General features: G+C 46.5%; 16 protein-coding genes, 1 pseudogene and 1 riboswitch. Of the genes and pseudogenes, 12 read left to right on the plus strand and 5 right to left on the minus strand.

Annotation, left to right across the window (positions count from 1 at the left end):
- Positions 1–187: 187 nt before the first annotated feature.
- Positions 188–304: riboswitch (TPP riboswitch) on the minus strand.
- A gap of 64 nt (positions 305–368) precedes the next feature.
- Both C7R91_RS29905 and C7R91_RS19495 read right to left on the minus strand, forming a co-directional pair.
- Entirely contained in the window at positions 369–614 is a 246-nt protein-coding gene (locus C7R91_RS29905; protein WP_308460958.1) for an excisionase family DNA-binding protein, read from the minus strand.
- Positions 609–1,958, minus strand: a pseudogene (locus C7R91_RS19495) (glucose-6-phosphate isomerase); the annotation flags it as partial. The gene C7R91_RS29905 and the pseudogene C7R91_RS19495, both read right to left, overlap by 6 nt.
- A 210-nt stretch (positions 1,959–2,168) precedes the next feature.
- On the opposite strand from C7R91_RS19495, the gene C7R91_RS19500 reads away from it, so the two are divergent.
- From C7R91_RS19500 to C7R91_RS19510, 3 genes are read left to right on the plus strand one after another with little or no spacing between them, the layout of a single operon-like run.
- Entirely contained in the window at positions 2,169–3,446 is a 1,278-nt protein-coding gene (locus C7R91_RS19500; RefSeq protein ID WP_047073493.1) for an efflux RND transporter periplasmic adaptor subunit, read from the plus strand.
- 26 nt (positions 3,447–3,472) lie between these two features.
- Complete coding sequence (locus C7R91_RS19505; protein ID WP_047073491.1) at positions 3,473–4,192, plus strand: ABC transporter ATP-binding protein; 720 nt, start codon at positions 3,473–3,475, stop codon at positions 4,190–4,192.
- Positions 4,189–5,376: an ABC transporter permease gene (locus C7R91_RS19510; protein WP_047073490.1), complete on the plus strand. Its 1,188-nt coding sequence runs from the start codon at positions 4,189–4,191 to the stop codon at positions 5,374–5,376. Before C7R91_RS19505 ends, C7R91_RS19510 begins: the two co-directional genes overlap by 4 nt.
- Before the next feature lie 95 nt (positions 5,377–5,471).
- Here the strand turns inward: C7R91_RS19510 and C7R91_RS29435 are convergent, their stop codons facing one another.
- Genes C7R91_RS29435 through C7R91_RS19515 form a run of 3 tightly spaced genes read right to left on the minus strand, consistent with a single transcriptional unit; the run spans position 5,472 to position 6,118 of the window.
- Positions 5,472–5,648: a hypothetical protein gene (locus tag C7R91_RS29435; RefSeq protein ID WP_007724726.1), complete on the minus strand. Its 177-nt coding sequence runs from the start codon at positions 5,646–5,648 to the stop codon at positions 5,472–5,474.
- Positions 5,649–5,696: 48 nt separating this feature from the next.
- Positions 5,697–5,843, minus strand: a complete 147-nt coding sequence (locus tag C7R91_RS29440; RefSeq protein WP_007724729.1) for a hypothetical protein — start codon at positions 5,841–5,843, stop codon at positions 5,697–5,699.
- Positions 5,843–6,118, minus strand: coding sequence for a DUF3886 domain-containing protein (locus C7R91_RS19515; RefSeq protein WP_047073489.1), 276 nt, complete (start codon positions 6,116–6,118; stop codon positions 5,843–5,845). Before C7R91_RS19515 ends, C7R91_RS29440 begins: the two co-directional genes overlap by 1 nt.
- Before the next feature lie 97 nt (positions 6,119–6,215).
- Here C7R91_RS19515 and sspK point away from each other — a divergent pair, with 97 nt between their 5' ends.
- From sspK to C7R91_RS19555, 9 genes are all read left to right on the plus strand, one after another.
- A complete protein-coding gene (sspK, locus tag C7R91_RS19520) occupies positions 6,216–6,347 on the plus strand; it encodes a small acid-soluble spore protein K (RefSeq protein ID WP_007724732.1) in 132 nt (43 codons plus the stop codon).
- Between the two features lie 1,130 nt (positions 6,348–7,477).
- Positions 7,478–8,122 carry a hypothetical protein gene (locus C7R91_RS19525; RefSeq protein WP_047073488.1) on the plus strand — a complete coding sequence of 215 codons (645 nt, stop codon included), beginning with the start codon at positions 7,478–7,480 and terminating at the stop codon, positions 8,120–8,122.
- 396 nt (positions 8,123–8,518) lie between these two features.
- A complete protein-coding gene (locus C7R91_RS19530; protein WP_047073487.1) occupies positions 8,519–8,884 on the plus strand; it encodes a hypothetical protein in 366 nt (121 codons plus the stop codon).
- A 67-nt stretch (positions 8,885–8,951) separates the two neighbouring features.
- Entirely contained in the window at positions 8,952–9,131 is a 180-nt protein-coding gene (locus tag C7R91_RS19535; RefSeq protein WP_047073486.1) for a DUF3951 domain-containing protein, read from the plus strand.
- A gap of 652 nt (positions 9,132–9,783) precedes the next feature.
- Positions 9,784–9,960 (plus strand): hypothetical protein, encoded by a 177-nt coding sequence (locus C7R91_RS29445; protein ID WP_160309992.1) that lies wholly within the window; start codon positions 9,784–9,786, stop codon positions 9,958–9,960.
- Positions 9,961–10,068: 108 nt separating this feature from the next.
- Positions 10,069–10,425, plus strand: coding sequence for a DUF3905 domain-containing protein (locus tag C7R91_RS19540; protein ID WP_047073485.1), 357 nt, complete (start codon positions 10,069–10,071; stop codon positions 10,423–10,425).
- 143 nt (positions 10,426–10,568) lie between these two features.
- The gene (locus tag C7R91_RS19545; RefSeq protein WP_047073484.1) at positions 10,569–10,871 is read left to right on the plus strand and encodes an iron-sulfur cluster biosynthesis family protein; all 303 of its coding nucleotides are present in this window, start codon (positions 10,569–10,571) and stop codon (positions 10,869–10,871) included.
- Positions 10,872–10,939: 68 nt separating this feature from the next.
- Positions 10,940–12,052 (plus strand): site-2 protease family protein, encoded by a 1,113-nt coding sequence (locus C7R91_RS19550; RefSeq protein ID WP_047073483.1) that lies wholly within the window; start codon positions 10,940–10,942, stop codon positions 12,050–12,052.
- Between the two features lie 217 nt (positions 12,053–12,269).
- Positions 12,270–13,607, plus strand: coding sequence for a hemolysin family protein (locus C7R91_RS19555; protein ID WP_047073481.1), 1,338 nt, complete (start codon positions 12,270–12,272; stop codon positions 13,605–13,607).
- The last annotated feature ends 64 nt before the right edge of the window (positions 13,608–13,671 follow it).

Genomic DNA, 13,671 nt, shown 5'->3' on the forward strand with positions numbered 1-13,671 from the left:
TTTCCCCGCGAATCCCTTCGCAGCGGTCAGTCCCAGCCCCCAGCAGGACGGAGCCTGGAGCCTAGACTGGAAATATTCTTCTCTCCACTACAGCCACATGTCCACTTCTTCATAACAAAAAGCCCACCAGTTCCCGAGCAGGAAAAGGTGGGCTACATACGCATAGGTAACAATCAAGCGAAAAAGCGCTGTCTGCCGGCAACCGTATCCCTGCGCCGGCATGATCCGGATCAGGTGCAATGGGTCGATGGTCGATTGCTTCCATCCTCTCAGCCCCGCATGAAGGACTCCCCAAGTTGCTTGTTCATTATGATATTCCTCTGTAAGTATAGTCCTGTTTGCAACCATCTGACAAGCACGTCCGGTGGTTAATCCTCATCCTTCACATCGTAGCTCTCCGGAATCGGCTCATGACGTGCGGCATCCTCGAACTCCCGGAGCTTGCGAATTTCCTCCAGATGATGATTAAATTGCTCTTTGTTGATGATGTACTCGTTGCCGTCATGGACAGCACGGATGCGTCCCTGCTTGATTTTTTCCATAATAAACGTCTCGGGAAGCTCCAAATAGGCGGCTGTCTCCTCAACGGTCAAATACGTCTTATTCTCGCGCAATCTAGCCTCCAGTTCCGCTTTCTGCCGCTCGTAGCCCGGCTTGCCCAACAAGGCAAACATATTGGCCTTGTATGCCTCCACCCCTGGCTGATCAAACGGATTGACGCCTAGCAAATAGCCGCTGATTCCGCATGCCTTTTCAAAAAAGTAAATCAGTCCGCCGAGATAGTAAGCTGTCGCCTCCGGTATTTCCACAAGCAGATTCGGTACGCCGCCGTCCACATGGGCCAGCACCGTTCCCTCGAAAGCCTTTTTATTGACATACCCCATTCGTTTGCCAGTCAAAAAATTCAATCCATCGACGTCAGCGGGGTCCTCCTGGACAGTCAAATCCACAGCGGGCTTCCTCACAGACAGAACGGTCTCGAATAAATGCCTCATGCCGTCCTGTATGTATTGGCCCAACGAATGCAGGTCCGTTGAAAACTCGGCAGAAGCTGGAAAAATTCCTTTGCCGTCCTTGCCCTCCGATTCCCCGAAGAGCTGCTTCCACCACTCTGCAAAATAGCGAAACTGCGGTTCATAGCTTACCAACAGCTCCACTGTCTTGCCTTTTCGATAGAGTGCATTGCGAATCGCCGCATACTGATAGCACGGATTGTCGCTTAAATCCATGACCATGTAGCGTTCGCGTGCATCCCTGGCCCCTTGCATGAGAGCATCCATGTTCGCCCCGCTTACAGCGATCGGCAACAATCCAACCGCGGTCAGGACTGAATACCGCCCACCGATATCATCTGGGATGACAAAGCACTCATAGCCCTCGTCATCCGCCAGCTTTTTCAGGGCTCCCCGCTGTTTATCAGTCGTAATGTAAATTCGTTTTTTGGCCTTTTCACGTCCGTATTTCTTTTCCAGCCATTCCCGAAAAAGTCGAAACGCGATAGCGGGCTCAGTCGTCGTGCCCGATTTTGAGATGACGTTGACGGACACATTTTTTCCTTCTAATACGTCCATCAGATGAGAGATATAAATCGGACTAATATTGTTGCCCACAAAATAAATCTCTGGAAAACGCCGCTTGGACTTCGGCAGCAAATTGTAGAAGCTGTGGCCCAAAATGTCAAGTACCGCTTTTGCCCCTAGATACGAGCCTCCAATGCCAATCACCAGAAGCACATCCGAATCTGATTGAATTCGTGCTGAAGCTTGGCGAATTCGCTCATACTCGTCCCGGTCGTATTGTTCCGGCCAATCGACCCAACCAAGATAATCCTTACCAGGTCCAGTCCTTGAATGAAGCATTTGATGCGCAATTTCGATCGCTGGAGCAAGCTGCTCCCACTCATGCTGTTTGACAAAGGCTCGAGCGTTGGCATAATCAAAGCGAATCGTTTTGTTCATAGCTCCCCTCCGAGGAACGTCATCTCATCTTTATCTATGATATCACGGCAATTGGCGGCAAAGAACTTCCCGATAAAACGTATCAAAATGCGTTTAATTATGTCCAAAATGTGAACATTCGGTATTTCATGTTACCTTTTTCCAGCACTTCCGTAAAAACCTTTCGAGCAATGAAATAATATGGTTCTTACCAAAGCAAGGAGAATGAACATGAAAAAACGATGGTGGATCATCGGTTCCGTCGTAGTCCTCCTGGGCATCGGGGGCGTTGCGTTTTCCATGATGGGATCGCAACAAGCTATGGGAATGCCTGTCAGCATCGGCGCACCAACGAAATCAGCTTTGGAAAGCAAGGTTTTGACATCAGGGGTCGTCACCGTAGAGGACAAGCTCAAACAGTACGCCAATGTCACCGGAACCTTACGTGAGTTTGTCGTCAAGGAAGGCGACAAGGTGAAAAAGGGACAAGTGATCGCGAAAATTGACACGTCAGATGTCGATAGCAGAATTCTCGAGCTGGAAGCGCAAATGGAATTGGCCAAAGCCAACCTCGCCAAGGCACAAATCGGCAACGAGCCGGAAGAAGTCGCGCAGGACCAAGAACGTGTCTCCCAAGCCCAGCGTGAATATGATGCGGCAAAGCGGGAATATGATCGGATGAATCAATTATTCACTTCTGGCGCTTCTACCCAGCAAGAGCTGGACAAGTTGAAATCACAAATGGACAGCGCTTTATCTACGCTGAATGTTGCCAAGCAACAGCTCGCGCTCAAGCAAAAGGGTCCACGCAAGGAAGACATTGCCGCTCAGCAAGCCCAAATCAACAAGCTGAATGTAGAAAAAGCACAGCTGAATAAAGAAAGAGTCCAAAGTGTCGTCGTAGCACCGATGGATGGAACCGTCATTGGCGTTGCAGCTGATAACGGTCAATACGTCAACAAAGGAACAGAAATCTTGACCCTTGCCAATCTGAACAATCTGTTGGTTGAAGCAGATATCAACGAATCCGATGTCAACAAGCTCAAAATCGGTCAATCTGCCACGATTGAAGGCGTGACACTTGGAAAGAAAAAGCTGAATGCGGAAGTAGCTCGCATCTCTCCAACCGCGACGACTACAGCCACCAAGTCAGGGCAAGGTGATAAAACTCGCGTCAAAGTCACCCTCAAGCCATCTGGCGATCTATCTGCTTTGAAGCCTGGTTTCCATGTGGACATCAACATCTCCGTCGAAAAAATCGATAATGCCTTGCAAGTGCCAATTGAAGCCGTACAGCAAGACGCTGACGGCAGCACCTTTGTCTGGGTATCTGCTAATGGTGTGGCGAAAAAGCTGAAGGTCGAAACCGGCATGGAAAATGAGTTGTTCACTCACGTCAAGTCCGGACTTAACGGTGATGAGCAAGTGATTCTAGGCCCTGTCGAATCCCTGACTGAAGGAGCACCTGTCATGCCGATGAGTGGCGGCGGCGCACCAATGGGCATGTAACACGTAAAGAAGGAGGTCAGCCGACGATGCTTCATGTAGAAGGCTTGACGAAAGCATACAAGACGGGTGATACCGTACTGCCCATCTTAAAAGGTGTCTCCCTGCTGGTGGAACAAGGCGAATTCGTTGCCATCATGGGGCCATCAGGATCAGGGAAATCGACGTTTATGAACATGCTGGGCTGTCTGGATCGTCCAGATTCGGGTTCGTACATGCTAGATGGCATTGAGGTCAGCAGCCTAAAGGATACGGAGCTCGCCGTTGTTCGCAACCAAAAGATCGGCTTTGTGTTCCAATCGTTTAATCTGCTAGCCCGCTCTACCTCCTTGCACAATGTAGAGCTGCCGATGATGTACGCAAATGTCAGTCGCTCAGAACGGCGCAAACGGGCTACAGAAGCACTCAAGCGAGTGGGACTGGCTGAACGCATGGATCATAAGCCGACCCAACTGTCCGGTGGTCAGAAACAGCGTGTGGCGATTGCCAGAGCACTGGTCAATAAGCCAGCCATCCTGCTGGCAGACGAACCGACGGGAAATCTGGACAGCCGCTCCGGGGTCGAAATCATGGCCATGTTTCAGGAGCTGCATGCGCAGGGCGTTACGATCATTCTCGTTACCCACGAATTGGATATCGCCCAGCACGCTGAGCGGATTGTGACTTTCAAGGATGGCGTGATCATTCGCGATGAAAAGGTTACGGAGCGAATATTCTCCAAGCCGTCTGACGAGGTGATTGTCACATGAATTTTATGGAAAGCTTTAACACCGCCGTGGAGGGTATTTGGGCGAACAAAATGCGCTCAATCTTGACCATGCTCGGGATCATCATCGGGATTACCTCCGTCATTGTCGTCACGGCACTCGGTGAAGGTGGACAGAAAGCCATCAATGAAGAGATGGAAAAGTTCGGGCAAAATACGTTTAGCGTCTTCATCAATTGGGAGACAAAAGAAGAGATAGCCTCAGAAGATATGACCGTGGAAGATACCGAGGTACTCGGCAGGATTAGTCCTGCCATCGAATACATCGTGCCTTCCAACTCCAGCACGATTGATTTGAAGGGACCGAAAAAGGAAGAACGCGTCAACCTCACTGCCTCCACTGCTGACTATTTTTCGATGCAATCAACCTTGAAGGTGGCAAAAGGGCGACTTTTCAACGAGGTAGATGACAAAGAGCAACGTGCGGTCATCGTTTTAGAGGAAGCTCTTGCTCAAAAGCTGTTCGGTCAAATGAGCCCGATTGGTCAGCGTGTTCGCTGGGGAAATCAATCTCTCGTCGTAATCGGGACGTACACGGAAGAGAAGTTCAAGTTTGACATGGCAACAAGCTACGGAGCGATTATTCCCATCCGTTACGAAATGAGCCTGCAGGAAGAGCCTTCTGTCCAAATGATCATGGGAAAAGCGATCGACAAAGCCTCTGTCGACCCAGCCATGCAGCAGGTCAAACAGTATTTGAGCCGCAAGCATCAAAAGGAAGACCATTACAGAGTTCGCAGCATGCAAGAATCGATGGATCAGTTTAATCAAATGACGGGCACCTTGACGCTGATCTTCAGTATCATCGCTGGTATCTCCCTTGTGGTTGGGGGCGTCGGCGTTATGAACATTATGCTCGTATCCGTGACAGAGCGTACGCGCGAGATCGGGATTCGCAAAGCATTAGGGGCACGCCGACGAGATATTTTGATTCAGTTTTTGATTGAGTCGGTCATCGTCTGCTTGATCGGTGGATTAATCGGGGTGTTGTTCGGCCTTGGTATCGCTTCGATCATCGCCTATTTTGCACAGTTGCCGCCGCTTATGTCCTGGAACAGCGTGTTTATCGCTTTTGGCTTCTCCAGTGCTATCGGTATTTTCTTCGGCCTCTATCCGGCCAACAAGGCAGCCAAGCTCGATCCAATCGAAGCACTGCGCTACGAATAAGGAAAAATGGTGCAGCCAATTTTCCATCCTTAAATGGGCGTGTACCCTTTTTGAAAAAACAAGCACCTGTAGGCTCTCTGGCTACAGGTGCTTGTTTATGTTGGCAACGTATCTGTTACCAGCTTCAAAAGAAAAAAAAGCGCAATCCCCACGCTCGCGACTGTCCACCAGAGCGGCTTGCTGTCTGCCTTCTCTGCCTTGTAGATCCCGATTAACTTCCAGGTACCCACCGCCACGCACAAGAGGCTAAACAGGAGCAGGATTGTCCCCATGACCTCCCTCCCCTCACTCCTAGCTATATGGGAATGAGAGAGAAAAAATCACTTCTTCGGGTCCTTTTTGCCCAATCGACCGAGGACCATCCGGCCCCGCTCCTTGATCGACTCGTCCTTAATATCTTGTTGCCGCTTTTTCATCAAACCGTTTTTGGAAGTATCCGGTCGGTCCGTTTGCCGTCCATCCCGCATTAGCTGTACTTGCCTCCGCCTTTTTTCTCGTAATCGTCCAAAAGCTCAGCAAAGCTCTTGTTGCGCTCGCGTTCTTCCTGCTCCCGGCGCATTTGTTCGGCTGCTTCCTTTGCTTTGCGCTCGCCTTCTGTCTTCATGTCTTTTTCAAGCTGCTTGAGTGCTCCGAGCGCATCTGCATTCAGCATATCCTTCAAACTGTTCAATCCGCTTTTCGCGTCTGTCGTAGTCGTTGTTACTGCTTGACGCTGTTGTGGTTTTCGTTGTTTTTTCGCCATTTGAATTGCCACCCTTTCCCTATCCTCATTCTGTCCTCATTCTCTGGCCCCATCCGGGTCATACTATCTTCATCTTTCATAAAGAGGAGGACATCACATGGTTCGCAACAAAGAAAAAGATTTTGGAAAAACCGCTGAAATCCGAGGACCCAAAGCCCAATCCGAGGCTGTCCGTTCTGACGGCTCCATTAATAGTGAACCACAAGAAAGGCTAAAAGAAAACCGCTAACAAAAAAACCGCCGGGCAGCCATTATGCTCGGCGATTTTTACTCTTTCTAAAGTTTAATGAGTCTAGGGGGCGTGTAATCTCATGAGAATGACAGTTCATTGAAGATCTATGCGAAGAAATTATAGAGCAGGAGAGAATCAAGCAACGATACTTCCGAAATGCTAAGACAAAGCCTAAGGATGATCTTCATCAAATCATGAAAAAGTCCTTTGAACATAATAAAGATGGATTAAGGTATTTTTGAAGTTTTGACCTCAAAATCAGGTAACGAACAGCGAAGAAAAACAGAGCTTGAACGAGATCGTGATTTTTTGCCCAAAAGTGCTGTTTGTCCACGATGGGAGGACATTTTACCTTGATTTTCTCCAGCTCCCAAAACGCTAATTTGCGAAAAAACGCTCGAAATTGAGGATTCGGGCGTTTGTTTGCATGATGTTTATTATCGGGGGACCCAATATAACGTAATTGGACGACATGTGAGTGCAAAAAAGCCCAGTGAACCTTGGCGCACGCAATATATAAGAACATTTCTATAAGGGATACAGCCAACATTTTAACGTTAGCTTAACTAGTCAGGATGGGTGACTTTACATTATTCAATGTAAAGTTGCCCGTTCTTTGTTTCTTTAAAAATTAGATATCTATACTCATTTCCATAGTACATTGAGTTAGGTGTTTATGATGGGGGATGCTGCCCCAAACCGGGGTACATCCGAGATACGTGTAAAAATGGGTCAAGCACTGGTCAGTAACAGTTCGTTGCATGTCGTAAAAATTGTAACCCCATGACCTAATTTTGCTGTTATCTCGGCTGTACCCCGAAGTGAGCCATTAGTAGGGCTTGCCTTAGTTTCCGAGACTCACCATTTGCGGAACTAAGGCAAAAATATCCCGAATTTTCACAAATGCTTGTGGTGACAGCTACGCTGGTATTACCCCAAGTTGTAGACTGAACATGGTACTCAGCGGTAACAACAGGACCTAAATGTTCTGGAAGCCTTATCTGATAAAGTGTCCCAGTCTAAAACTTTTTTGAGTCTAGAACTTTATTTTCAAATAACACTTCCACTATAATTCTTAATTGGTATATAATGGAATTTGTTGTGACCAATAAAAGGGAGGTTTTGTAATGAAAAGGATTTACTCTCTATTTTTCTCCATTTGTTTATTGTTAGTCTTTAGTATCCCTCTTACTGCTTCCGCAGAAAGTAATGAAAAAGCTTCGCCTGTACCTAACGAACGGGTTGTCGAACTATTAAAAAGAGCCAATATTGAATTTCAAATTGTAAATGGTAATATAAAACTAGAGAATACCTCACCCGAATCTATAGCTAGGTCCAATAAGTTACTTGCTTCAGAGTTCAACTCTATTGCTAAAGCTGCTGTTTCTTATCCAACTCCCTATGTGCATATGAAATTGAATGATTATACGGCTTCAGACAGATTTAAAGCAGCAACTAAAATTGCTTTGGCTTCAGCTACCGTTGAATGGGCAAAAAATAAAGGCTTACCTGATCCACGTAAAATCGGTGTAGCTGCTGCTGGCGGATTTGGTATTTATTATTTTTTAGCGCCTATTAATCCAGAGCATTTGTATTTTTATATCAAATATTCCTATAGAGAACTAGGTCCAGGTAAATTTGACATGAATGGGAACTTTATAGGAGATTATGAGATTAAAAAAGAAATAAGAGTAACTAAAAACTCCGATTATTCAGGGGGTAATCTTGAAACAGATATAAGAAAATCTACAGTAATAGATGCTTGGTTTTAAGGAAGGATTTTTCAAATGCTTGGATATTTTATTACTTTTATAGCCAATTTTGTTATAGCTTGTTTTTTTTATGATGGATCTGGTGTTACAAAACCTCTAATTCATTCCATCATTATCGTGATTTTGATTTTTATAGTTGACTTAATATCAAAGAATAAAAAAAACAATCAAAAAAGCTCTTAGAAAATTGATCTGCCCCCTGTCATGTAGACTGTGGAAAAACAAAAAGTCTGACACTAACTATTCACTTTAGTTGGTGTTCTTTTTTATTCTTTGTACTTTTGGTATTGAAAAGGACACACCTGTAGAAGATGTCCTGGTAATCGACACAGTAAACAATTAAGCCAACATTTTGACGTTAACTTAACTAGTAAGAATGCTGGTGCTCTCCCGAGAATGACTGTGGAAATCCAACCAGTTGTTGAAGAGAAACAATTGCTTTCGTCTGGAAATATAGGCGCAGGGTTGCCGGATTACCTCGGCAACTTCACCTTGAACGAATTAATCAAAATGGCAAATGTGGAAGTAAAGAAGAAAGACATTTACTTGAAGGTGAAACAAATCAGTGCTACCGAAACCATTACCCTGGAAGTCCGGATTTACCCAGATGGTATTGCTATGTTGGGTACAGCAATGACTAAGCCTACAAAGAAGAAATTGCGTGCAACGGTTTTGAGGATGCTGGAGGAAGGAAAATCGCAAGAAGAAGTCGCACACTCACTGGCTGGCTGCGTTACTGTATACAAAAAGCCGATTGCATAAGCAATCGGCTGAAGGAAACTTTGCGCGTGTCGTGAAGACTAAAAACTCATAGGTGGTGGATTGTACCATGACACAAATGATTGTAGTTCTGATTATCTTTACTTTTGTTGTCCTGATTGCCCGAATTGTTTTCCGATCAATAAAGGAGAAAAGACTTCCAAATCCGCCTAACTATACCCCTTACGATGATGTAATGTCTGGAAAAGTTCGCTCGGATGAAACCCGTGAAGCAAATAAGGAAAACTAGACAGGTCTCAACTTTCGCTTCGTTTCTCTTAGCCTGACCCTCAATGCCTTCTAAAACCTCACTAAGGGCCTGCTGATCGTGTTTTGCTTCATGTATCCTTTAACGACATAGTCAGTCCAATATTCCTCTTCAGAGATTCCCAGACCTTGAATCAGACCATCAATTGCCTTTTGGATTTCTTCGGGTTGGCTATTCATAGAAAAATCGAAATTTACCTCATTAGAGCTTTCAGATGATTGGCCACTCCACCAAAAACCGAAGTTTTACATAAAACCTAATATCGAGACCAAAATATAACATAATTGGACGAAGTAATTTGAAAAATAAGGTGCAACATATTACAGAAAAATGATTCTAGTATATAAAGAGAGCATCTCGTGAGGGGGGATTTTTATCCCAATGTGGGGGTTCTTATTAACCATTGTTGGTGGCTTGATCGTATTTGGTGTAATTTATGACCAGATCAACAAAAGAAAAAAGAGAAGAATCCCAAGAACTTGAGCAGCTCCCAAATGGTGTACACAGAGAACTATCTAAACGAAGTACGTAATGATATTAGTGGACCACAATAAAATTTGCAGCCCACTCTCCCTTGAGAGGCTGGCTGGGCAATTGATAGAACAAGCGAAGCAGTTAATAAGGAGGTCATTGCATGTTTTGGGAAATAATATTGGCTTTTATTGTACCAGTGCTTGTTCTTGGATATGTGGCTGATAGACAACGTAAAAAGAAAGTACACATAAATGAAATTAATTATGCCGGAAAAGAAAATATTACCCATACATTCGAGGCAGAAGCTGTAAGTAGAACTTTCATGGATAGACCATAAAAAGGGTAACACGGCTAGTCTCATTTGGGCTGGGCACAAGCTCCCCTCCGAAACCGAATAAGGGGTCAGTGACTGATGCATGCTATGGGATAAAAGGAGGTCCAGATGATGGATAACGAGAAGCAACAGAACGACAAGACGAAGGATATTTCCCTCGATGGGACGCTGCCACATCAAATCAGTGCTCCTGACTTCAAGAACTCGTCCCGTACGATTCAAAAGCCATTCGTCAATGAGTTCGGAGTCGTCATCGGTGACAGCTTGTACGAGTCCAAGGAATCTCCCTTACACAACTGGAGTACAGAAACTGATCCCTCCGTCATGGCAGGAGACCGGTGGGTACATCCGACCAATGACATTGGCTGGAACTCGATAGAAAACCGTGAGCTCCTTGAGGATCAAGAAGAACCAGATAGAGCGCGTTTTATGCACCCTACCCTCGATGTGAGCAAAGGCAAGGACTAATGACAGCTTTTTCATGCAAGCCCGTTCGGCAGAGGCACTTCTGACCGGACGGGTGTTTTTGAATTGCGCTTGCACCTTCGTCCTCGGGACACTACTCTGACTTGTGTTACAATGGAAGACAAGTAGCAGAAAGGAGCTAGTCCATGAGTATCACACTTGCGATAGAACCAGCGTTTTCCCTTGCCTATCAACGTTATGCCGGCTTTGTACCGGGAGATACGCTTCGATTATATGTACGAACAAGCGGCCCCGGGACCGGTGGCATGTTTTATGCAATTGAAAAAGATGAGGCCCTCACCGATGATGCTGTGTTTGAAATAGAGGGGTTGCGATTTGTCATTCGTCCAACTGATTTCTGGTATTTTGACGGGGGACATCTGAGCTACGATCCGCTCTATGGCGAGTACGGCTTTCACTTCACCAACCCTCGTCTGGATGGCAACTAGAACAGAAACTTTTCTCGACTTGATTCGTAAGAAGGAATATCTGCCTATATCTTCTGGGAGGAAAAACGATGAAAAAAAGCCGTTCAGTCCTTTTGGCGATCGGTGCTTTCTTACTTGCCAATTTAAAATGGATACTTGGCATACTGAAGTTTTCGAAATTCGGAACCACCATTATATCCATGGGGATTACCTTGTGGGCGTATGCCGCTTTTTACGGTTGGAAATTCGCCGTGGCTCTCGTCTATCTGATCTTCGTCCATGAAATGGGCCATGTGATTGCCGCTAAACGAAAAGGAATCGCGACTTCACCTGCTGTGTTTATTCCTTTTGCCGGAGCCTTCATCGCCATGAAAGACATGCCGCGTGATGCAAAAACGGAGGCGTACTTAGCCTACGGCGGACCCTTGGCGGGGATGATTGCTTTCTTGCCTGCCCTCCCGCTGTATTGGTATACGCAGGACCCTTTCTGGGGGTTGGTTATCTACTTGGGCGCCATGCTCAATTTATTTAACCTGCTGCCGATCTCTCCGCTGGATGGCGGCCGCATCGTTTCGGTATTGTCCACGAAAATTTGGTTTATCGGGTTAGCCGGGCTTGGCGTTATGCTGTTCGCCAACCCAGGACCGATTACTGTGTTCATTTTCATCATCGGCTTGATTACGTGGTACAACCGCCTGCGTGGCAGCTATCAACAAAAGCTCCTGCAATACGAGCGCGAAAAGATTGCAGACTTCCAGCAAAGCATAGCCAAATGGCCCGCGCTGGAATCGACATGGGATATTCGCATGCAAATGAATGCCGAGGTCAATGCGATCAATCAGGAAGATTTGAAGAAATTTTATGTTCCATTTTTGCAGGACAAAAAACGCCTTCAGCGTGACTTCAAGCGACTTGATAAAGTGTATGTGAACAGAAAATGGGAACTGTTCAGACTGTGGGAACGAGAGCCTGTTCTGTATTATGATTCGGACCCGAACCGACCGATCCCATCGGATGCGCTCCGTGATGGAGAACGTGCGGCGCAAGAAAGGTTAGGCGAACTGGATGAGCAAATGCACCAGCTCACAACGTACTACGATGCACCTGCCTCTACGAAGTGGAAAGTGCTAGCTGCCTATCTCGGTCTAGCTGCGGTTTTGTCAGTTTTTTTCGTCTACGCCCAACAAATACTGCACAGGTAAATCCTTGCACTTTGCGTTGCTTGACAAAAATGGATGCCCATCTGCGGCGTTCTCCGGGCGCAAAAACATGCGCTACGGTTATCTGAGAGTCGCTCTTCCCGACCAAAAGGGCGTAAAACGCCCTCTACGGTGGTATTTCGCTTTTGTGCGTTCCACCCAATCAGAGTAAAATAGAAAATAGTACTTTCATAAAATTCCAGAGAGGATGACTTTTTACTTGGACACCGTCCCGATAGTGCTCAACCTACTGCTTGTTATATTTCTTGTTTTTCTCAACGGCTTTTTCGTAGCCGCAGAGTTCTCACTCGTAAAGGTGCGGCAAACGCGCCTGACACAGATGGTGAATGAAGGTAACAGACGTGCAGTCTATGCCCAAAAAGTAACGCATAAGCTAGACGCTTACCTATCTGCCTGCCAGGTCGGGATCACTCTCGCCTCGCTGGGACTGGGTTGGGTCGGGGAACCGGCCATTGCCCATATGATTGTGGAGCCTTTGCTTGGATCCTCAGGATTGCCTGGTTATGCGATCTCCGCGATTTCTTTTGGTGTAGCCTTTGCGATTATTACGTTCCTCCACATTGTCTTGGGTGAGTTGGCTCCGAAATCATTGGCCATTCAAAAAGCAGAAATCACCTCGTTGTGGGTTGCCGCGCCATTGATGTTTTTCTATAAATTGCTTTACCCTGCCATTTGGTTCTTGAACGGAACCGCCAACGCTCTCATGAGACGACTCGGACTCGAAGCCATCTCAGAACATGAAGCGGCGCATACCGAAGAAGAAATTCGTCTTCTGGTCAACCAAAGTCACCAAAGTGGCCATATCGACCAAACCGAATTGGCTCTTGTGGAACAAGTTTTTGACTTCTCCGAAACCGTTGCTCGGGAAACGATGATCCCGCGCATTGATATGGTTTGCTTATATACGACGAATACCTTTGAAGAAAACCTGGAGATTATCCGCTCGCAGCGCCACACGCGTTTTCCGGTTGCAGCTGAGGACAAGGACAACATCATTGGTTTTGTCCATGCGACAGACTTCTACCTTTCCGCCTTGCAAGACGGAAGCGTAGAGCTGGATACGTTGGTCCGCCCTGTCCTGACCGTACCGGAAACCATGGAAATCAGCACGGTATTGCGCCTGATGCAGAAAAACCGTTCACAGCTCGCGATTGTCATCGACGAATACGGTGGAACAGCCGGTCTCGTGACGATGGAGGATATTCTGGAAGAAATCGTTGGGGATATCCAAGACGAGTTTGATGAGGAAAGACCAGAGATTGAAAAGCTGGACAATGGCCTCTCTGTATCCGGTATGCTCGTGTTGGCTGACCTGAATGACCATCTTCCGTTCGAACTCGAATCCGAAGATGTAGACACGATCGGTGGTTGGTTGTACAGCCAACTGGAAGAAGACATCGCTGTTGGTGCGACAGTAGAATGGGAAAACCACCTGTTCACCGTCAAGCAGATGGACCATCACCGTGTTACACGCGTTCTGATTACGCGTTTGGAAAAAGATGAATCGGAGCAACAAGAACTGTTGACCGTCTCCTAATCATCACACCCTTAACACAAACCCAAGCCCCACACCTGCTGACTTGCCTGGTGCGGGGCTTTTT

It is taken from the genome of Brevibacillus formosus, assembly GCF_003013405.1.
Taxonomy (GTDB): domain Bacteria; phylum Bacillota; class Bacilli; order Brevibacillales; family Brevibacillaceae; genus Brevibacillus; species Brevibacillus formosus.

Coding starts and splice junctions, on each gene's coding strand:
- C7R91_RS19500 (WP_047073493.1), top strand. CDS start 2,169: ATGAAAAAACGATGGTGGATCATCGGTTCCGTCGTAGTCCTCCTGGGC.
- C7R91_RS19505 (WP_047073491.1), top strand. CDS start 3,473: ATGCTTCATGTAGAAGGCTTGACGAAAGCATACAAGACGGGTGATACC.
- C7R91_RS19510 (WP_047073490.1), top strand. CDS start 4,189: ATGAATTTTATGGAAAGCTTTAACACCGCCGTGGAGGGTATTTGGGCG.
- C7R91_RS29435 (WP_007724726.1), bottom strand. CDS start 5,648: ATGGGGACAATCCTGCTCCTGTTTAGCCTCTTGTGCGTGGCGGTGGGT.
- C7R91_RS29440 (WP_007724729.1), bottom strand. CDS start 5,843: ATGCGGGATGGACGGCAAACGGACCGACCGGATACTTCCAAAAACGGT.
- C7R91_RS19515 (WP_047073489.1), bottom strand. CDS start 6,118: ATGGCGAAAAAACAACGAAAACCACAACAGCGTCAAGCAGTAACAACG.
- sspK (WP_007724732.1), top strand. CDS start 6,216: ATGGTTCGCAACAAAGAAAAAGATTTTGGAAAAACCGCTGAAATCCGA.
- C7R91_RS19525 (WP_047073488.1), top strand. CDS start 7,478: ATGAAAAGGATTTACTCTCTATTTTTCTCCATTTGTTTATTGTTAGTC.
- C7R91_RS19530 (WP_047073487.1), top strand. CDS start 8,519: ATGACTGTGGAAATCCAACCAGTTGTTGAAGAGAAACAATTGCTTTCG.
- C7R91_RS19535 (WP_047073486.1), top strand. CDS start 8,952: ATGACACAAATGATTGTAGTTCTGATTATCTTTACTTTTGTTGTCCTG.
- C7R91_RS29445 (WP_160309992.1), top strand. CDS start 9,784: ATGTTTTGGGAAATAATATTGGCTTTTATTGTACCAGTGCTTGTTCTT.
- C7R91_RS19540 (WP_047073485.1), top strand. CDS start 10,069: ATGGATAACGAGAAGCAACAGAACGACAAGACGAAGGATATTTCCCTC.
- C7R91_RS19545 (WP_047073484.1), top strand. CDS start 10,569: ATGAGTATCACACTTGCGATAGAACCAGCGTTTTCCCTTGCCTATCAA.
- C7R91_RS19550 (WP_047073483.1), top strand. CDS start 10,940: ATGAAAAAAAGCCGTTCAGTCCTTTTGGCGATCGGTGCTTTCTTACTT.